The following is an 18,983-nucleotide window of genomic DNA, read 5'->3' as shown; positions in this document are numbered from 1 at the left end:
AATCGACGGGTCACAGGAGGGGACATGGGCTTTAATGCACTCTCTGTGATTCGTGGCCCGGGCCACGTCGCTGCATTGGCGTGGGATGTGGTGCGGCTGACGTTCACCACCCGCTTCCAAACCCGTGAATTTCTGGAGCAGGCCTGGTTCATCACCAGCATCACGCTGATGCCGACGATTCTCGTGTCGATCCCCTTCGGCGCGGTCATTGCGTTGCAAGTAGGCAACCTCACCGGACAGCTCGGCGCCGAGTCATTCGCCGGTGCCACGGCAGTGCTCGCCACCGTACGCGAAGCGGCACCGATCGCCGCGGCGCTGATCATTGCCGGCGCGGCCGGTTCGGCGATCTGCTCGGACCTTGGTGCGCGGAAGATGCGCGAAGAGATCGATGCCCTTGAAACTCTGGGTATCGATCCGATCGAGCGGCTGGTCGTACCTAGAGCGCTGGCAACTCTGGTTGTAGCCCTCCTCATGAACGGGATTGTCATTACCGCCGGCATCGCAGGCGGCTACTACTTCACGGTGATCGCCCAAGGCGGGTCGGCGGGCGCGTTCCTGTCATCGTTCACCGCGCTTGCCACCTTGCCCGACATTTACGTCTCGATGGTCAAGGCCGCCATTTTCGGCTTCTTGGCAGCGATAGTGGGCTCATATAAGGGATTGACCGCAGGTGGCGGTCCGGCCGGCGTGGGCCGAGCGGTGAACGAGTCGGTAATCCTCGCGTTCATGTTGCTCTTCCTACTGAACTCGATCATCACCGCGTTGTACTTCCAACTCGTGCCACAAGCGGGTATGTGATGAGCCTTCTCAGCGACCTAGGGACCTCTTTCGTCAGGGGGCAACGGCTGCGCGTGGAGACGTGGGGCGATCAGCTGGTGTTCTATGTCAAGGCGCTGGCGTGGACCCCCAAAGTGTTGCGAATTTATCGCCAAGAGATCGCCAAAACGTTGGCCGAAGTGGTCTTCGGCGTCGGTGCGCTCTCGGTCATCGCCGGCACCGTGGGCGTGATTGCCTTCCTCGCATTCTTCGCCGGCACCGAGGTCGGACTTCAGGGCTATGCGTCACTGAGCCAGATCGGCGTCGCGAAGTTCACGGCATTCATCTCGGCATACTTCAACACCCGTGAAGTGGCGCCACTCGTCTCCTCGATCGCGTTGGCGGCCACAGTCGGCTGCGGCTATACCGCACGGCTTGGCTCGATGCGCATCTCCGAAGAGATCGATGCGCTCGAAGTGATGGGTATCCCGTCACTTCCGTTCTTGGTGACCACCCGGATGATTGCCGGTTTCATCGCCGTGATTCCGCTCTACACCGTCGCGCTCCTGGCGTCGTACCTCTCGCCGCGGTTGATCACCACAATGGTCTACGGCGAATCGGTGGGCACCTACGATCATTATTTCCTGCAATTTCTGCCACCGGTGGACATCCTGTGGTCCTTCGCAAAGTTGATGGTGCTGGCAGTCGCGATCATCCTGATCCACTGCTACTACGGCTACACCGCTTCGGGCGGACCTGCCGGCGTGGGGCTGGCGGTCGGGACGGCTATCCGTACGTCAATTGTGACCGTTGTCGTCGCGAACTTCTTCCTCAGTTACGCGATCTGGGGATCGACGACAACAGTGCGGATCACGGGGTAAACCGGTGCTGGTCAATCTCGTTCACGACTCCCCGGGAGAGCATCGTCGGCTGTTTCTTGCTGGCATCGTTTTCCTCGTCTCGATTGCAATGCTGATCGCCCTCTCGATCGCGGTCTACGACAAAAAGTTCACCGCCAAAACCACGGTCACCGTCTTGGCTGAGCGCTCGGGTCTGCAGCTCGCAAAGTTCGGCGATGTGCGGTTGCACGGTGCGCTGGTTGGTCGGGTCGGAAAGATCGACAGCGACGGAAAACAGGCCGTGATCACGATGGAGCTGCGCCCGGAGGTGGCGCGTGTGATCAGTAGTGACATCCGCGTGCAGATCCTGCCCACGACGCTGTTCGGGCGGAACTACATAGCACTCGTGCCACCCAAAACGGCAACATCGACCGGCCCATTGCGCAACGGTGCGGTGATTCCGGCAAGCCAAGTAACGACGAATGTCGATTTGCAGAAAATCCTGGCCGATCTCTTCCCGCTCTTGCGCTCGGTCAAGCCGGCCGATCTGAATGCCACGCTCTACGCCCTCGCGCATGCATTGCAGGGCAAGGGCAAACAATTCGGCGACACGTTGGTTGATTTGGACGACTACCTCATTCGGATGAACCCGGAACTACCGACGCTGCGCACGGACCTGAAACTGCTGGCGAAGGTGTCGAAGACCTATGACTTGGCAGCGCCGGACCTGATTGGCCTGCTGCGAAATGCAACGGTGACGGCGCGGACAGTGACCCAGAAGAAGGCCGATCTCAATCGCGCATTGAGCAGCCTTACCGGCTTGGCGGTCATCACCCGAAAAACGCTTTCTGAAAATGAGAAGCTGCTGATTGCGCAGACCAGTTCGGCACGCCCATTACTGGCGCTACTCGACACCTACTCACCTGAACTGCCATGTCTGTTGACTGGCCTAGACCGGCAAGTTGCCAACACGAAGAATGTCTTCCAAAACGGAGTGATTCATCAGACCCTCGAGTTGGGCGCGCCGCAGCGTACGGCATACACCGCCAAGGATGCGCCAGCATTCGGGGAAGTCGGTCACGGACCGTGGTGTCTCGGGCTGCCGGACAATTACGACAAGCCTGCGCCGTTCCTGCCGTTGAAGGATGGAACCAACAAGGATGAGCCGGATGGGGGTATTCGATGAATAGTCGCAATACCACCTTCTACTTGGCCGTGTTTCGATTCGGAATTTTTACCATGGTCTCCGTGCTCGTGACCGGCTTGTTGGTAGCCATCATGGGTGGCTTCGGACTTGGCTCCCAGACTGAATATAAAGCGGTATTCAGCAGCGCCTCGGAGCTGACGTCGGGCGATGATGTGCGCGTCGCTGGTGTAGTGGTCGGCAAGGTCAAAAAGGTCGAGATTTACCACCGCAACAACGCCCTGGTGACGTTCAAAGTGAAGGACGGGGTCCCGCTTAGCCGGCAGACACGGGCCAACGTGCGGTTTCTCAACTTGATCGGCGATCGTTATATGTCGCTGTCGAAGGGCAAAGCGGATGCGTCGCGGCTTCCGTCCGGCGCTACGATCCCGATGAATCAAACCACTCCGTCGCTCAACCTGACGGCACTGTTCAATGGTTTCCAACCGCTGTTCGCCGCATTACGCCCAGAAGATGTCAACAAGCTTTCACTCAACCTCGTGCGGGTTCTCCAAGGCGAAGGCGGGACGGTGCAGGAATTGCTTGCCAACACCGCGTCGCTCACCAACAACTTGGCCGATCGTGACCAACTCATTGGTGAGGTCATCACCAATCTGAACACGTTAATTGGGACGGTCGATGATCACCACCAAGAACTCGATGATTTGATCGTCAACCTGCGGTCCTGGTTCGGTGATCTTGCCAAGGATCGCAAGGTCATCGGCTCATCGCTCACCAATATTTCTCGGGTTACCGAGGCCGTCGCTGACCTCCTCACGGACAGCCGGCCGCTGCTGAAAGCGGACGTTGCCCAATTACGGAGATTGTTCACCGTGCTCGCAAAGCCGGAGAACAAGAAGTACCTCGCCCGTGCGCTTAAGGAGCTTCCGGAGATGCTCGCGAAGCAGACCAGAATCGGCGTCTACGGCTCCTGGTACAACTATTATCTCTGCGAGTTCCATGGTGGTGTGGTGCTGCCGAGTGTTCTCATGGACACGTTGCCAGCCGATGTGCAGGGCTATATCTCCGATTTCACGCTGCAAAGCAAAGCGAAGAGGTGTCAGTGATGACACGTAGAAGTGATGCAAAAATTTTGCGGCTCGGCTTCATCACGATTGCGCTGCTGCTGGTGGTGCTGACCGCATCATTCAATCTGCAAAAATTCCCCGGCTTTCGTGGCACGAACTACCACGCTGAGGTCAGCGATGCCAGCGGTATGCGGGTTGGCACTGCGGTACAGGTCGCTGGTATTGCCGTCGGGCGGGTGAGCAAGATGCACATCGGCCCGCAGAAAGTGATCGTCGACTTTGACGCCAAGGGCGTCAAATTGGGCAAGTCGACGCGCGCCAGCGTCGAAGTGAAAAGCTTGCTTGGTGAGAAATTCTTGAACGTCACTCCAGCAGGTAGCGGCGTCCTGCCTGCCGGTGCCACGATCCCGTTGTCCCGCACCGACGTCGCTTTTGACATCGTGGGGACGCTCGGTGAGCTCACCGAACAGACTGAGGACACCGACAAAGAGAACCTCACCAAAGCGCTCGACACACTGGCAGAGACCATGGATGCGGCTGGCCCTGAAGTCCGCTCCAGTTTCACCGGTTTGTCCCGCCTCTCCAAGACCATCGCATCACGAGATGCGGAGATCACGACCCTGCTGAAGCGGTCGAAAAATGTCACCTCGCTGCTCGATGAGCGGAAGGGTGACCTCGTCACTCTGATGAAACAGTCCAGCCTGGTATTCCAAGAACTGCAGCAACGTAAGCAGACGATCCACGAACTCCTGGTCAACGCCAACCAGTTGGCGAAAGAGTTGGACGGCGTCGTGCAGGACAACCAGAAGCAGCTCGCGCCCACGCTGGACCGGCTAAAGAATGTCTTGACGTTTTTGCACGCGCGTGAAGATCAGATCGAGACGCTCCTGCGTAACTACGGACCGTATGTCAGCATCCTCGGTAACGTCATCGGCACCGGCCCGTGGTTCGACGCTTACGTTCCCAACATCACCGGCGTATTCACCGGTGAGTTCACCCCAATAGCACCCGGGACTGGCCGATGAATATCACCAGCAGGCCGATCCGAGTGCTATTGACGGCAATCCCCATCGTGCTCCTGGCAGCCGCGTTGATCGTTTTCCCTGGTAGTGGCTCGCGCACCGTCACTGCTCACTTTGATCGTGCCATCGCGGTCTATCCGGGCACCGACCTTCGCGTGATGGGGGTGCGAATCGGCCAAGTGACCGCGGTCGTTCCCGAGGGGAACAGCGTCCGCGTTGAGATGACGTACGACTCGACCTACAAACTGCCGGCCGATGCCAAAGCTGCCGTTGTGACTCCCACACTTGTGGCCGACCGCTATGTGCAGGTGTTCCCGGCCTATGGCCAGGGGCGCGTACTTTCCGATCGGAGCGACATCCCGCTCAGTCGGACCCAGACGCCGGTTGAGCTTGATCGCATGTACAAGGCACTGGATGATCTCTCGGTGACTCTCGGTCCAAAAGCTGGATCGACGAAGGGGGCCTTGAACAACCTGCTCTCGGCAAGTGCGAAGGCGCTCGATGGCAATGGTGCGCTGGGGTCCAAGACAATCCGCAATCTGTCGGCGGCGGCCGACACGTTCGCCAGCAACCGTGGCCCGCTCTTCGACAACGTCCGCTCATTGGCCGGCCTAACCGACACGTTGGCGGCGAACGACACGGCGGTGCAAACCTTCCTCCGGGACCTCACTTCAGTGTCGGGCCAACTCAACGGCGAACGCGACGAGCTCAAGCAGGTGCTCGCGTCGCTGGCACAGGTGCTTGGTTCGGTCAAAGGATTCGTAGCCGACAACCGCAAGACCCTCGGCCAAGACGTTGACCTGCTGAGCAGCGTGGTCAACCGGGTGGACCGGCAGAAAGATTCCCTTGGCCTGGTGGTCCAAAAGGGCTCCGTGGCATTGAGCAACCTGGCTGTGGCCTATGAACCGACGACCGGCACATTCGGTTCACGTGTGCAGATTACTCCCGGCATACAGTTCCGACCCGACCAATTCTTGTGCCAGACCCTCGTCAATGCAGGTGCTCCGCAAGCGGTATGTACGTTGATCACGAGTCTGCTGGAACCACTGATTCCTGCGGCTAGTGGCGCGGCGGCAGCAGGAAGCACTCCCGGTGCTGCGACTCCGGCGCCCGCGGCCAAACCCGCAGACATACCTGCGATCCCGGGCTCACAGCCGAAGAACGGGCCGCCTTCGTTGTTGTCACTTCTCGGGGGTGTGCTGAAATGACTTCCTCTCGGTGGCGCGTAACTATCGTGCTGTTATTGGTTCTTACGGTGAGCGGGTGCTCCTTTAACGGTGTTTATGATCTCCCTCTTCCCGGTAACAAGGTCAGCAAGAATGACGGATTCGTGGTCAATGCAGACTTCGCCGATGCGCTCAACGTCGTGCCGCGTTCTTCGGTGATGTTGGGCAACGTTCCGGTGGGGCAGGTCGAATCGATCAGCAGGGTTGGCTGGCATGCTCGCGTGAAGATGCGTATCCGTAAGGATGTGGTGCTCCCCGCAAACGCCGAGGCACAGATCCAGCAGACGAGCCTATTGGGCGAAAAAGTCGTGCAGCTCTCCGAGCCCAAGGCGACCGGCGACTCGCAAGCGGCACCTGTTGGCAGCGGCCGACTTGGCCCCAACGACGTGATACCGATGAAGAATACCGGGCGCAATCCGGAGGTCGAGGAGGTTCTCGGCGCGCTTTCGTTCTTACTCAGTGGTGGCGGCATCGGACAGTTGCAGACCATCACTCACGAGCTGAACGAAATGATGGACGGGCGCACCGGAAAGATCCGAGACGTCCTCAACCAACTCAACATATTGGTTGGCACGCTGAATTCGCAGCGCGGTGACATCATCGATGCGCTGGATTCGCTCAACGGTTTGAGCCGAACCCTCGTTGCCGAGAAGGACACCATCGGTGACGCGATTGATGCGGCCGCGCCGGCAATCAAGGTGCTGAGTAATCAACACACACAGTTGGTCAAGATGCTTTCGGAACTAGACAAGCTTGGCGAGGTCGGGACGCGCGTCGTCAATGAGACCAAGGATGACCTAGTCGCCGAATTGCGTCACCTTGAGCCGGTGCTGCGCAAGCTCGCCGATACCGGCGACTCCCTCGTCCCAGGATTGGTTGCCGTCGCGAGCTATCCGTTCCCGCTTGAAGCCGCCGATACCATCCGCGGTGACTTTGCCAATGTTGTTTTCAAACTGCAGATCAAGCTCATTCCGGTCAGCGAGGGCGGGCTGTTGCCGACGACACTCAACGATCTCGTCACCTTGTGTCGCGGAACGCCGCTCGCCCCGATCTGCGCGCCAGCAAGTGGCGCCGTAGATCAGCTCTGCTCGCTGCTCGGCTCCTTGCCGTTGTGCGACCAAACGGCCGCAGCTGATGTCTCCGCCGCGCTTCGTCGCGTCGAGCAGGAAGCTCCGGGTGGAGCAACTGGCAACGCACCTAAGGCACAGCCGGGTGCATCGCCCGTACCAGGTATCCCGCAAGTCTCGCCCGATGTGCTCGGCGGGCTGGATCAGTCACTTGTCCAGAGACTTATCGGTGGCCTCCTAGGTGGAGGTTCGCGATGAGGCGCGGCATCAAGGTCAGGCTGATTGCTTTCGTGCTGCTGAGTGCAGTCGGCATGATGTACGTCAGCGCGTCCTATCTGGGATTCGTCGATCAAGTCCTCGGGCGTGGCTATACGGTGCATGTTCTGCTTCCCGATTCCGGTGGCCTTTTTAAGGGAAGTGAGGTGACCTATCGCGGCGTCAAGGTCGGCAAGGTGTCGAAGATGACGGTCAAGGCTGGGGGGCTTCGCGTCGATGCCAGCCTTAAGGAAGGCATCAAGGTGCCCGCGCATTCGCCGGTGTTCGTTCATAACCTCAGCGCTGTCGGTGAGCAATATCTGTCCTTCGAACCCCAGTCCAAGCAAGGACCGATGTTGAAGGATGGCGACACGGTGCGCGGCAATAAGGAAAGTCTCCCGCTGGGCGAAGATGAGCTGATGCGGGATCTGAGTGGTTTCATCTCCAGCGTGAGCGGGGCTGATTTGAACACCGTAGTCACCGAACTGGGCACGATGTTCAAAGACAACGCGACACCGCTGCGTTCCCTGATCGATGATGCTCAAGACTTCATCGCTGCGGCGCAGACCAACCAGTCAGCGACCATCGATTTGTTCAACCAAGCCAAGACTGTGTTGCAGACTCAACAGGACAACTCCGCAAACATTCGTTCATTCGCCCGTGACCTGAATTCACTCACCGGCGCTTTGGCTAAATCAGATGGCGACGTTCGACGCGTCCTTGATCGAGCGGGCCCTTCGGCCGACGAACTATCGCTCTTGGTCGGCGATTTGCGCACCAAGCTGCCGCCGCTTTTGACCCACTTGGTTAACGTGTCAGATGTGCTTGATGCTCGACTACCTGCGCTTGAACAGCTCCTGGTGACCTTCCCACGCCTAGCGGCGGCCGGTCCCAGCGCGCTCACCAAGGGAAAGCAGAAGTTTGGACGGGTTAATCTCAACCTGAATCAGACGCCAGCGGCATGTATGGGTGACGGCAGTGGATATCTCCCGCCAGGGCAATGGCGACCGACCTCGAACGAGTCGAAAACGAAGTCACCGCCGCTGTCATCCAAGAATAGCTTCGATCCGTACTATCCGGCCGAGTGCAAAACGGGTCCACCGGTGAACATGCGCGGCATGAACCACGTGCCCGCACCACGTCCCACCAAGCAACGATCCAGCGGAGGCAGCAAGTGACCCGAAGGACCCTTAGCAACACCGTGCTTGCCGTAGTCCTCGCGGTGTTGTGCGGATGGTTGGTGCTGTTTGCGGTCGGCGGTGCCGCTGCCGTGCCCGGTAACACGCCAACCGAACAGCGCGCGCAGGCCTATGCCGATATCAATCAGGCGGCGCGGGCTGAAACGTTGGCTTTTTTGACGATCGACCACACCAAGATGGACGAGTTGGCAAAAGGGGTGCTTAGCGGCGCGACCGGGACCTTTAAGAAGCAGTATTCGTCATCATTGAAGTCTTTGAAAGAGGCGGCGATCAGTCAAGAATCGTTCTCCAAGGGAAGTATCGATGAGATCGGTTTAGGCGAGGTTGATGCCGATGCAGCGTCTGTCTTCGTGGCCGCGAGCAGCAAAGTGCGGAACAAAGGCACGAAGGGCAAGACTGAGGATCGGTCTTGGCGGATCAAGCTGTCGATGGTCAAACAAGACAGCCGCTGGCTGGTCGCCCAACTAGAGTTTGTGGGCTGAGCCGTGGCGAAACTAAAACGCGATGAACGCGTCTGCCCCTTGTGTGCAGAAACTATCAAGGCGGCAGCGAGCCGATGCCGGTTTTGCCATGCTGACGTGGAGCCCATCGCTAAGCCTGAGCAGGCAGAAACCCCTGCGCCAGAGTCTGCGACACAACCCGCGCTTACACCAAAGCCGGAGCCGGAGGTCGAAGCGATTGCGGATCCGTCGAGGCCGCAGGTCTCGCGAGTGCAGGCCGTATCGGACTTTCTGCGGCGCCGGCTGACGTTGGTGCTGGCCGTGCTCGTTGTTCTTGCTGCCTGCGGCGTTGGCGCGTCGTGGTGGCGCGCCGAACAAGGCTTTGCGGCGGCGGCCCCGAATGGCTCGCTGGTTGGTGAGGCGGCCCGAACCGAGGTGCTGGTGTCGGCGGCCGATCTGACTCAGCGCACGTTGTCCTATGACTACAAGACTCTGGCGAATGACATGGAGGTCGCCCGCGCGCGGATGACACCGTCGTTCCGCAAGGAATACGACGGCACCATGTCGCAGGTTAAGGACAACACCACCAAAAACAAGATCGTGCTGCAAGCGGTCGCCGTGTCCTCAGCAATTATCAATGCGACGAACCGCAAGGCCAAAGTGCTGGTGTTCACGAACCAGACGACCACCGCAGGTGGCAAGAACCAGCAGCTTAATCGCAACACCTTGGTTGTCAGTCTCACCAAGATCAAGGGCAACTGGGTGATTTCCAAACTCGCCGCGCTGGGCTAGACTAGAACACGTTCTATCTACTGGTCGAGGATATCGGCCTGAGGCCGGAGGTCAGCATGGCAAGGGTTGAGGTCGACTATGACGCGTGTGAGTCGAATGGTCTGTGTGAGGGGCTTGCGCCGGATGTCTTTGAACTTGACGATGATGACAACTTGCAGGTCAGTGACCCGACGGTGACTGCTGAAAACCGCCAGCGTGTCACGCGCGCGGTTGCTGCCTGCCCTAAGTCGGCATTGCGAATCATCGAGGATTCGGAGTGAACCAGGTCGAAAATGCACATGTTGGCCGATGTTCTTCCACGGTGCGGCTATGACGGGCATCGACCTTGACGGCAAAGTCGCTGTTGTCACGGGTGCCGGAGCGGGGCTCGGACGATCAGAGGCGCTTGCCCTCGCCCGCAGCGGTGCACGCTTGGTGTTGAATGACCTTCCCGGCGCCGCCGATGAGACAGCAGCCGAGATCAAATCGTTGGGTGTGGAGGCGGCGATTGCGCCAGGCGATGTCGGCGAGCGGTCAACTGCAGACCTGATCATGCGCACTGCTCTGGACACTTTTGGTTCGTTGGACATCGTGGTCAACAATGCCGGCGTCACGCGCGATCGGATGCTGTTCAACATGTCGGACGAAGAGTTCGATCTGGTCGTGCGGATCCATCTGCGCGGTCACTTCTTGCTCTCCCGGAACGCTGCGGCGCACTGGCGACAGCTCGCAAAACAGACCGGGGCCGCGGTCGATGCCAGCGTTATCAACACTGCCTCGGAGGCCTTTCTCACCGGCTCGCCTGGCCAGGCCAACTACGCGGCCGCAAAGGCGGGCATAACTGCGCTGACGCTGTCGACTGCACGCGGACTCGCTCGCATCGGTGTTCGGGCTAATGCCATCTGCCCGCGCGCCCGTACGGCAATGACTGCCGCCGTGTTCGGTGCTGATGAGTCCGGAAGTTCCATCGATCCGTACAGCCCGGACCATGTGGCACCACTAGTTGCCTACCTCGCGTCCCCCGCAGCTGAGCACATCAGCGGCCAAGTGTTTGTCGTCTACGGGGGAATGGTTGCGCTCATGGCCGCACCCGTCGTGGAGGAACGATTCGACACTGATGGCGAGATCTGGTCGACCGCAGAACTTGACCAAAAAGTCGGCAGTTTCTTTGCCGATCGTGACCCCTCCATCTCGTTCGCTGCGGACTCGCTTCTTTCGCTTTAGATCACCTCTACGCACACCGGCACGAAGGAGAACAATGTCCCGTCTCAAGGACAAATACGCCATCATCACGGGCGCCGCCAATGGTCAAGGCGCCGCCATCGCACGTGCCTTCGTGCGCGAGGGCGCCAAAGTGGTGCTCGCCGATGTGGCCGACGCCGCTGGCACGGCCCTCGCGGAGGAACTGGGTGACGCAGCGTGCTTCAGCCATCATGACGTGAGTGACCCGTCATCATGGGCAAGGCTTGTCACCGATTCGGAGGAGCACTTCGGAAGAGCGGCAAACGTCCTGGTCAACAACGCGGGCATCTTGCGATTCGGTGAGGTCGACACGATGCCGTTGGCGGACTTCGACTTGCTGGTCAGCGTCAACATGCGCGGCTGCTTCTTGGGGATGCAGGCCGTGGCGCCGGCAATGAAACGGAACCGTCAAGGTTCGATCATCAACTGCTCGTCGGTGGAGGGGCTCGCGGGGATGGCGTCGCTGACGGGCTACACCGGGACGAAGTTTGCGATCCGCGGAATGAGCAAGGCCGCAGCGGTCGAACTCGGCGCATATGGCGTCCGGGTCAATTCGGTGCATCCGGGAATGATTGATACTGGGATGACCCGGGAACACGGCGGCGATCTTGCCATGCAGTGGGGAGCGACCAGAGTTCCTTTGGAACGGGTCGGAACACCCGAAGACATTGCGCCGTTGTACGTTTACCTAGCCAGCGACGAGAGCGGATACACGACCGGCGGTGAGTTCGCGGTCGACGGTGGCGTGACCGCGACCCACGCTTTTTATCCGGGTAACAATGGCCAAGGCGGCGTTTCGTGAGGTGACGAAGACCTCAGCGAAAAATGGTGCAGGTAGCGCATTCTCCAAGGATGATAGAAATCAGGTCGACCAGCCCAATCGGAGGCAATACTTGCGCATCGCACTCATGTCCTACCGCAGCAAACCGCACTGTGGCGGTCAAGGCGTTTACGTCCGTCATCTCAGCCGCGAATTGGTTGCACTCGGCCACACCGTTGAGGTGTTTTCGGGCCAGCCCTATCCCGAGCTGGATCCGGGGGTCGAACTGACGAAGGTCCCATCGCTGGATCTGTATCGCGATCCGGACCCGTTTCGGACCCCAAAACTGTCGGAATACCGCGACCGCATCGATGTCGAGGAAGTCTTGACGATGTGGACCGCAGGATTTCCTGAGCCGAAAACCTTCTCGACGCGCGCGGCACGTTTGATGCGGAGCCGGCACGGCGACTTCGACATCGTTCATGACAACCAGACCCTCGGCTACGGCATGCTCGACATCGCTGAGCAAGGGTTCCCGCTGATCGCAACGATTCATCACCCGATCACCTTCGACCGGCGCATCGACATCGAGAGCGCGGTGACCCGACGCAAGAAACTCAGCCTTCGACGTTGGTACGGGTTCCTGCGGATGCAGAAGAAAGTGGCTCGGCAGTTGCCGAAAATTCTTACCGTCTCAAAGTCGAGCCAGCGCGACATCGTGAAAGACTTTGGGGTCGACGTGGAGCGGCTGGAGGTCATCACGCTCGGCGTTGACGACGTATTCGTCCCGCCTACTGCACCGCGTGTCCCAGGTCGGATCGTGGCAATGGCCAGCGCTGACGCGCCGATGAAGGGCATTGCCACATTGCTTGAAGCATTCGCCAAACTGCGCACCGAGCGTGACGTCGAATTGCTGCTCGTCACCACGCTGACGCCGGGCGGACGAACCGAGCATCTTATTGACGATCTTGGTATCGCCGACCATGTGACGTTTGTGAATGGCATCAGCGACGCGGAACTTGTCGCGGTGATGGGCTCGGCTGAGCTTGCCTGCGTGCCATCACTGTATGAAGGGTTCTCCCTCCCGACGGCGGAGTTGATGGCCTGTGCGACCCCGCTGGTGGTCAGCCGGGCCGGGGCGATTCCCGAAGTTGTTGGCCCCGATGGCGTCTGCGCGACGCTGGTGACGCCCGGCGATGTCGGCGAACTTGAAGCCGCCATCGGCGAGATGTTGGACGATCCTGAGCGCGCAGCGGAGATGGGTCGGGCGGGCCGTCAACGCGTGCTGGAGCTGTTCAGTTGGAGCTCGGTGGCCAAAGCCACGGCTGCTGCCTACGAAGAAGTGATTGCCGCCCATGCGGCGCTGACTGGTGTTGAAATGAAGAAGGAGAACGACCGTGCTGACAGTTGATTTTGACCGGCTTGGGCTGCAGCCCGGCGACCGAGTGATCGATATGGGATGCGGCGCCGGCCGGCATGCATTCGAGATGTACCGCCGTGGTGCCGATGTCATCGCATTCGACCAGGACGCCGATGAGTTGGCTGGGGTGCTGGACCTGTTCGGTGCGATGAAGGAAGCGGGGGAAGTTCCCGAGGGCGCCTATGCGGACATTAAGGAAGGTGACGCTCTGGCGCTTCCCTTCGCCGACGGCGAGTTCGACCGGGTGGTCGTGTCAGAGGTTCTCGAACACATCCCCGCTGACATCCAGGCAATCAACGAAATGGTCCGAGTGTTGCGTCCCGGCGGCACAATGGCCGTGACCGTACCGCGCTGGCTGCCGGAGATCATCTGCTGGAAACTTTCCGACGATTACCACAACACGCCGGGTGGCCATATTCGGATCTACTCCGATAAGGAGCTGATCGGCAAGCTTGAGAATGCCGGCATGGTGTTCGAAAAGATTGCTTATGCCCACGGCCTGCACGCGCCCTATTGGTGGCTCAAATGTGCCGTTGGTGTGAAGAATGACGACAACCCGTTGGTCAAGGCCTATCACCAGGTCTTGGTCTGGGACATCATGAAGCGGCCCGGTTATAGCACCGCCACGCGGCTGGCTGAGAAGGCCCTCAACCCGCTGATTGGCAAGAGCATGGTCCTGTATCTGCGCAAGCCGACGGTGCCGGTAGGCGATGGCGCTTCGTCTTGACCCCTGAACAGATAGCAGAGACAGCGGCCACAATTGCCGCGATGCAGGAGCCGGACGGCGCTATTCCGTGGACGACCGGCGAGCATGCCGATGCGTGGAACCACGTCGAGGGTGCGATGGCGCTGCTTGTGGGCGGCCAACTCGATGCGGCCGCTTCCGCCTTTGATTGGTGTTTTCGCAACCAGCGCTCGGACGGCTCATGGCCGATGAAAATTGTCGGCGGCGAGGTCGAGGACTCCAGCACCGAGTCGAACATGGCGGCATACATCGCCGTCGGTGTCCTGCACCACTGGAAGATTTCTAAGGACCGGACCTTTTTGGAATGCATGTGGCCGGTCGTACGACGCGCGCTGAATCTTGTGGTCGGCCTGCAACTTCCGTTCGGTGGGATTGCATGGTCGCGCGAATGGGATGAAAGCGGCCCGGCGAAGGTCAACCGCGAGGCATTGCTCGCGGGTAGCTCGAGCATCTATCAATCGCTTCGGTCCGGAGTCGCACTCGCCGAACTGATGGGAGAGCCGCAGCCGGAGTGGGAGCTTGCGGGTGCCAGGCTCGGGCATGCGCTTCGGGAGCACCGCGACCAGTTCCTCGACAAGTCGACCTTCTCGATGGATTGGTACTACCCGGTGCTCGGCGGTGCGGTGCGTGGACCAGCGGCCGACGCGATGCTTGCCTCGCAGTGGGACACCTTTGTCGTTGACGGGCTCGGAATCCGCTGTGTCAGCTCCAACCCTTGGATCACTGGAGCCGAGACCTGTGAGTTGGTGATGGCATTGGCGGCGATCGGCGATGACCGTGCCGCCACCCTGTTCGCGGACATTCAGCACCTTCGCACTGGTGAAGGCAAATATTGGACCGGATCCGTCTTCCCCGAAAATGTTAACTGGCCGCCGGAGCAGACGACCTACACTGCCGCTGCGGTGATCTTGGCTTGGGACGTCCTGACCGGAACAACCCCGGGTGCCGGCGTGATGACCGGAGCGACGATCGGGGTGGACTTCAACGAGATCGTGCTCGATTGTGGCTGCCAGTCAGCCGACCGGATCGCCAGCGTTACCGCGGGTCCGCGTTAATACGCGCATCGATCCAACCGTTTTGGTCGGCTCGAAGCTGCCGGAGCCGGCGGACCGCTGCCAGACGTGGAATGGCGCTTGACCACCATCTGCGGCGCGCTCAAAAACATCATGGATGATTAACATTCCGTCGGGCATCAGCCAGTGCGCGAAACCGGAGTAGTCGTTCTGCGCGTGTACCTCGGCATGGCCACCATCGATGAACAGCATGCTGATCGGCGTACGCCACCAGGTGGCCACGCTTGTCGAACGGCCGATCACGGCTGTCACCTGATCCTCGAGTCCGGCGCGAGCGATCGCTTTGCGGAACACCGGAAGGGTGTCCATGAGATTGAACTCGTCGTCAACAAGGGACGAGTCATGATGTTCCCAGCCAGATTGGTTCTCCTCCGAACCGCGATGGTGATCGATCGTGAGGACCTGCCCGCCGACCTCGCGTGCCGCCGCGCCGAGGTAGATCGCGGATTTTCCGCAATAGGTCCCAATCTCCAGGGCCGGACCGTGGGGGAGTCGCTCGCGAGCGATGTGGTGGAGGAAGGCACCCTCATCAGCTGGCATGAAGCCTTTGGCCGCATTGGCATGGATGAGCAGGTCAGCAGGCATCTCGGGGTTCATGAGAGCCATTCTGCCCCCTCAATATCGGTTGAGGAGTAGCGCCCAACGACGATCTACACAGAATCTTCACAAGGTTGCGACAATTCCCGACCGAGTCCGCATCTAGGGTCGAATCATGAACAAAAACCACGTTCGTCGCATCCTCGTCGTCGAGGACGATCCAGTCATCAATCAGGCGATCGCTGACCGACTACGAGCCGAAGAGTTCGACGTCGTACAGGCGTGGGATGGGCCCGGCGCAGTGGAGTTGTTCGCCACCTCAACACCAGATCTCGCGGTGCTTGACGTGATGCTCCCTGGATTTGACGGCCATGAGGTATGCCGTCGCATTCAGGCGCAACGGCCAGTACCAGTTCTGATGGTGACCGCTCGCGACGATGAATCGGACATCTTGGTCGGATTGGGTGTGGGCGCTGATGATTACCTAACCAAACCGTTTCGGATGCGCGAACTGGTTGCTCGTGTAAGCGCGCTGTTGCGCCGAGTCGATAGGGCCGTTGAACTGGTCGGGGCCGGTCTGCTCAAACTGGGTGAACTTTCGTTGGACACCGGCGCACGCCGGGTGTGGCTCGGTGCCGACGAAGTGCGACTCACCGCGACTGAATTCGACCTACTGGCATGCCTGGCGGCGACGCCGGGACGCGTGCTGACCAGAGACAAATTATTTGCTGAGGTGTGGGGCTGGCCGGACGCTTCGGGTACTCGAACGGTCGACAGCCACGTTAAAGCGCTACGCAGCAAGATCGGCGCGGAGCGGGTGCGGACAGTCCATGGGGTCGGCTACGCGTTGGAGACACTGTGAGTGCGCCCCGCGGTCCACTTGATTGGATCACCTCAATCAAGGTCAAACTGGGGGTGCTGGTCGTGGTCAGCGTCGCGGTGGCATCAGTGCTGGCCACCGTCGGTGCGGGAGTCGCACCATGGCTCAGCATCCCGGTCACGATTCTCATGGCGATGGCGGTAACGCAACTGCTCGCTACGGGTATGACGTCGCCGCTGCGACAAATGACCCTGGTGGCCCGGCGAATGGCGCGTGGTGACTATTCGGGGCGCGTCTATACCGTCTCTAGCGATGAGGTGGGTGATCTCGCTCGTGCGTTCAACCGCATGGCCGAGGATCTTGCCACGGTCGATCAGCAACGACGCGACTTGGTTGCCAATGTCTCCCATGAGTTGCGAACCCCATTGACTGCGCTGTGCGCGGTGCTCGAAAATCTTGTCGATGGTGTGGCCGAACCCGATCCAGCCGGACTACAAGCGGCGCTCGATCAGGCCGAGCGGCTCGGTCGATTGGTCGAAGACTTGCTTGACCTCTCCCGCGTCGATGCCGGCGTGGTGCCGCTCAACATCCAATCCATACTGGTCACGGACCTACTCGAACACGCGGTGGCCGAAGCGTCGGTCGGAGCCAACTCCGTGACGTTTGACGTCAGGGTCGAGCCCGCAGAACTGATGGTGAATGGCGATCCTGCGCGGCTGCGTCAGCTCGTAGCGAATCTGCTCGATAACGCCAGCCGTCATAGCCCGGCCGCCGGGACTATCCACCTACTTGGCATTTCGATGGCGGCGGACTGGTGGCTTGAGGTGACCGATCAAGGACCGGGTCTCACCCCCGAAACCAGGGAGCAAGCGTTCGAACGGTTTGGCACGTTGGGCGAACCGACTGGCGGGCAAACCGGTGGCACCGGCCTCGGCCTGGCCATCGCCCGCTGGGTCACTGATCTGCACGGCGGGACGATCGGCTTCGTGGATCCGGTGAAAGGAGAGCACGGTGCGCGGGTGCGCGCCGTATTCCCGATCGACCCAGCACTCCAGCCAAAGTCCAACAAAACTCAGGAGAAGGCCATACCGCGCACGCAGCTCCTCCCGGCGTACCCCTCGTATGCAGTGCCGCCGTCGGGCATTGGCGATCTCTTCGGCAAACTCTGGCCCGAGGAAGCGGTGTCCGCTCGGATCGGTGTCCTGCTGGCCTGCGCCGGCGTTGGCGTCTTGGCGGGCCTGGTCATCCCGGCGCGAGATCCTGGGCTCGGCGCGTTTCTACTGCTGATGGCAGCTGGCGCGGTGCTCTTTTACGCAGCCAAGAACCGCCGTGACCCATTTACGCTGACCTGTGCGGGCCTTTGCATTCTGCTCGCCGTCCCAGTCGTCCTCCGTGACGCCGATTGGATCGTCGTACTCGCCCTGATGTTTGGCGGACTGCTCTGCATGGTCGGTCTGACTCGCGGCCGTACGATCCCCGGATTCATCTGTGCTGCCATCGCGTGGCCGCTGGCTGGGTTTCGGGGAATGCCGTGGCTGGGTCGGACCATGCGGAGCATCACCGGCAATGGCAACACCCCCGCGGCGATGCGTACAACACTTTGGTCGCTTCTCGGGCTGACGACTTTTGGATTGCTCTTTGCCTCGGCCGATGCACTGTTTGCCACGTGGGTCGACGCCGTGATCCCAGATCTGAACATCGACGGGCTGGTGCTGCGTGCTTTTGTCGCAGTTGCCGTCGGGGGAGTGGTCTTGGCGGCCGCATATCTGGCGCTCAACCCGCCCGCGACCCCGAACGGGATGAGCGAACGCCGACCAGTCCAGAAACGTTACGAGTGGCTGGCGCCGGTCGTGCTTATCGACGTTGTCTTCGTGCTCTTTCTCAGCGCGCAGGCAACCGTGTTCTTCGGCGGCCACAACTATCTACGCCGGACCACCGGTCTGACCTATGCTGACTATGTCCATCAGGGCTTTGGTCAGTTGACTGTCGCAACGGCGCTGACCCTCCTCGTGGTCTGGGCCGCCGGGCGGAAGGCGTCGGTCGAATCCTCGGCCGATCGATTCTGGCTGCGCGGTGCGCTAGGCCTGTTGTGTGCACTGACGCTGGTGGTCGTCGCTTCCGCGCTTTACCGAATGCACCTCTATCAAGAGGCCTACGGCTTCACCAGGCTTCGGCTGCTCGTCGATCTTTTTGAGGGTTGGCTTGGGCTGGTCGTGCTCGGAGTCCTGATCGCCGGAATCGGTTTGAAAGCGGGTTGGCTACCGCGAGCAGCGCTGCTGAGTGCGGCCGCAATCCTCCTGTGCCTGACGGCGATCAATCCCGACGCTTGGATCGCCCAGCACAACATCGAGCGGTACGAGCAAACCGGGAAGATCGATTGGGCCTACCTCGATGGTTTGTCGCTGGATGCGGTCCCGATCATGGCGAAGCTTCCCGCCGCCGAACGCGCATGCGCATTGGCGAGGTTCGTACGGCCCGATGATGACTGGCTCAGCTGGAACTACGGCAGATCGCGTGCCGACCGCGCAATGCGGGGAATAATCATCGACCGCGCGACCGATTGTGCGTCGCCGGCAACGGCTGGGTCATGACCGGACGCC

The 18,983-nt window shown here is 60.3% G+C and carries 19 protein-coding genes; 18 read left to right on the top strand and 1 reads right to left on the bottom strand.

What is annotated here, in order from left to right; all coding sequences use genetic code 11:
• The first annotated feature begins 24 nt into the window (after positions 1-24).
• The 16 genes from AC2YB9_RS15330 to AC2YB9_RS15255 all read left to right on the top strand — a co-directional run bounded on the left by AC2YB9_RS15330 (position 25) and on the right by AC2YB9_RS15255 (position 15,008).
• On the top strand, positions 25-798 hold the full coding sequence (locus AC2YB9_RS15330; protein WP_487266224.1) for an MlaE family ABC transporter permease: 774 nt from the start codon (positions 25-27) through the stop codon (positions 796-798).
• The gene (locus tag AC2YB9_RS15325; protein ID WP_487266223.1) at positions 798-1,637 is read left to right on the top strand and encodes an MlaE family ABC transporter permease; all 840 of its coding nucleotides are present in this window, start codon (positions 798-800) and stop codon (positions 1,635-1,637) included. The genes AC2YB9_RS15330 and AC2YB9_RS15325 overlap by 1 nt, the downstream gene beginning before the upstream one ends.
• Before the next feature lie 4 nt (positions 1,638-1,641).
• Entirely contained in the window at positions 1,642-2,781 is a 1,140-nt protein-coding gene (locus AC2YB9_RS15320; protein WP_487266222.1) for an MCE family protein, read from the top strand.
• On the top strand, positions 2,778-3,845 hold the full coding sequence (locus AC2YB9_RS15315; RefSeq protein ID WP_487266221.1) for an MCE family protein: 1,068 nt from the start codon (positions 2,778-2,780) through the stop codon (positions 3,843-3,845). The genes AC2YB9_RS15320 and AC2YB9_RS15315 overlap by 4 nt, the downstream gene beginning before the upstream one ends.
• The gene (locus AC2YB9_RS15310) at positions 3,845-4,831 is read left to right on the top strand and encodes an MCE family protein (RefSeq protein WP_487266220.1); all 987 of its coding nucleotides are present in this window, start codon (positions 3,845-3,847) and stop codon (positions 4,829-4,831) included. Before AC2YB9_RS15315 ends, AC2YB9_RS15310 begins: the two co-directional genes overlap by 1 nt.
• Positions 4,828-6,036: an MCE family protein gene (locus AC2YB9_RS15305; protein WP_487266219.1), complete on the top strand. Its 1,209-nt coding sequence runs from the start codon at positions 4,828-4,830 to the stop codon at positions 6,034-6,036. The genes AC2YB9_RS15310 and AC2YB9_RS15305 overlap by 4 nt, the downstream gene beginning before the upstream one ends.
• Positions 6,033-7,379, top strand: coding sequence for an MCE family protein (locus AC2YB9_RS15300; RefSeq protein WP_487266218.1), 1,347 nt, complete (start codon positions 6,033-6,035; stop codon positions 7,377-7,379). The genes AC2YB9_RS15305 and AC2YB9_RS15300 overlap by 4 nt, the downstream gene beginning before the upstream one ends.
• Positions 7,376-8,554: an MCE family protein gene (locus tag AC2YB9_RS15295; protein WP_487266217.1), complete on the top strand. Its 1,179-nt coding sequence runs from the start codon at positions 7,376-7,378 to the stop codon at positions 8,552-8,554. Before AC2YB9_RS15300 ends, AC2YB9_RS15295 begins: the two co-directional genes overlap by 4 nt.
• Positions 8,551-9,057, top strand: a complete 507-nt coding sequence (locus AC2YB9_RS15290; protein ID WP_487266216.1) for a hypothetical protein — start codon at positions 8,551-8,553, stop codon at positions 9,055-9,057. Before AC2YB9_RS15295 ends, AC2YB9_RS15290 begins: the two co-directional genes overlap by 4 nt.
• 96 nt (positions 9,058-9,153) lie before the next feature.
• Complete coding sequence (locus AC2YB9_RS15285; RefSeq protein WP_487266215.1) at positions 9,154-9,807, top strand: hypothetical protein; 654 nt, start codon at positions 9,154-9,156, stop codon at positions 9,805-9,807.
• Between the two features lie 56 nt (positions 9,808-9,863).
• The gene (locus AC2YB9_RS15280; protein ID WP_487266214.1) at positions 9,864-10,067 is read left to right on the top strand and encodes a ferredoxin; all 204 of its coding nucleotides are present in this window, start codon (positions 9,864-9,866) and stop codon (positions 10,065-10,067) included.
• A gap of 49 nt (positions 10,068-10,116) precedes the next feature.
• Positions 10,117-11,010, top strand: a complete 894-nt coding sequence (locus AC2YB9_RS15275) for a 3-oxoacyl-ACP reductase (protein WP_487266213.1) — start codon at positions 10,117-10,119, stop codon at positions 11,008-11,010.
• 34 nt (positions 11,011-11,044) lie between these two features.
• On the top strand, positions 11,045-11,830 hold the full coding sequence (locus AC2YB9_RS15270; protein ID WP_487266212.1) for a glucose 1-dehydrogenase: 786 nt from the start codon (positions 11,045-11,047) through the stop codon (positions 11,828-11,830).
• Between the two features lie 91 nt (positions 11,831-11,921).
• Complete coding sequence (locus AC2YB9_RS15265; protein WP_487266211.1) at positions 11,922-13,199, top strand: glycosyltransferase family 4 protein; 1,278 nt, start codon at positions 11,922-11,924, stop codon at positions 13,197-13,199.
• On the top strand, positions 13,186-13,935 hold the full coding sequence (locus tag AC2YB9_RS15260) for a class I SAM-dependent methyltransferase (protein ID WP_487266210.1): 750 nt from the start codon (positions 13,186-13,188) through the stop codon (positions 13,933-13,935). Before AC2YB9_RS15265 ends, AC2YB9_RS15260 begins: the two co-directional genes overlap by 14 nt.
• Positions 13,932-15,008, top strand: coding sequence for a prenyltransferase/squalene oxidase repeat-containing protein (locus AC2YB9_RS15255; RefSeq protein ID WP_487266209.1), 1,077 nt, complete (start codon positions 13,932-13,934; stop codon positions 15,006-15,008). Before AC2YB9_RS15260 ends, AC2YB9_RS15255 begins: the two co-directional genes overlap by 4 nt.
• On the opposite strand, the gene AC2YB9_RS15250 is transcribed toward AC2YB9_RS15255, so the two are convergent.
• On the bottom strand, positions 14,967-15,623 hold the full coding sequence (locus tag AC2YB9_RS15250; RefSeq protein WP_487266208.1) for a class I SAM-dependent methyltransferase: 657 nt from the start codon (positions 15,621-15,623) through the stop codon (positions 14,967-14,969). The genes AC2YB9_RS15255 and AC2YB9_RS15250 overlap by 42 nt on opposite strands.
• A 115-nt stretch (positions 15,624-15,738) precedes the next feature.
• On the opposite strand from AC2YB9_RS15250, the gene AC2YB9_RS15245 reads away from it, so the two are divergent.
• Positions 15,739-16,425, top strand: a complete 687-nt coding sequence (locus AC2YB9_RS15245; RefSeq protein WP_487266207.1) for a response regulator transcription factor — start codon at positions 15,739-15,741, stop codon at positions 16,423-16,425.
• On the top strand, positions 16,422-18,974 hold the full coding sequence (locus tag AC2YB9_RS15240) for a DUF4153 domain-containing protein (protein ID WP_487266206.1): 2,553 nt from the start codon (positions 16,422-16,424) through the stop codon (positions 18,972-18,974). The genes AC2YB9_RS15245 and AC2YB9_RS15240 overlap by 4 nt, the downstream gene beginning before the upstream one ends.
• The last annotated feature ends 9 nt before the right edge of the window (positions 18,975-18,983 follow it).

The sequence above is a fragment of the Aeromicrobium changchenzhani genome (genome assembly GCF_057586615.1).
This window is presented reverse-complemented; position numbering and strand designations above follow the sequence as displayed.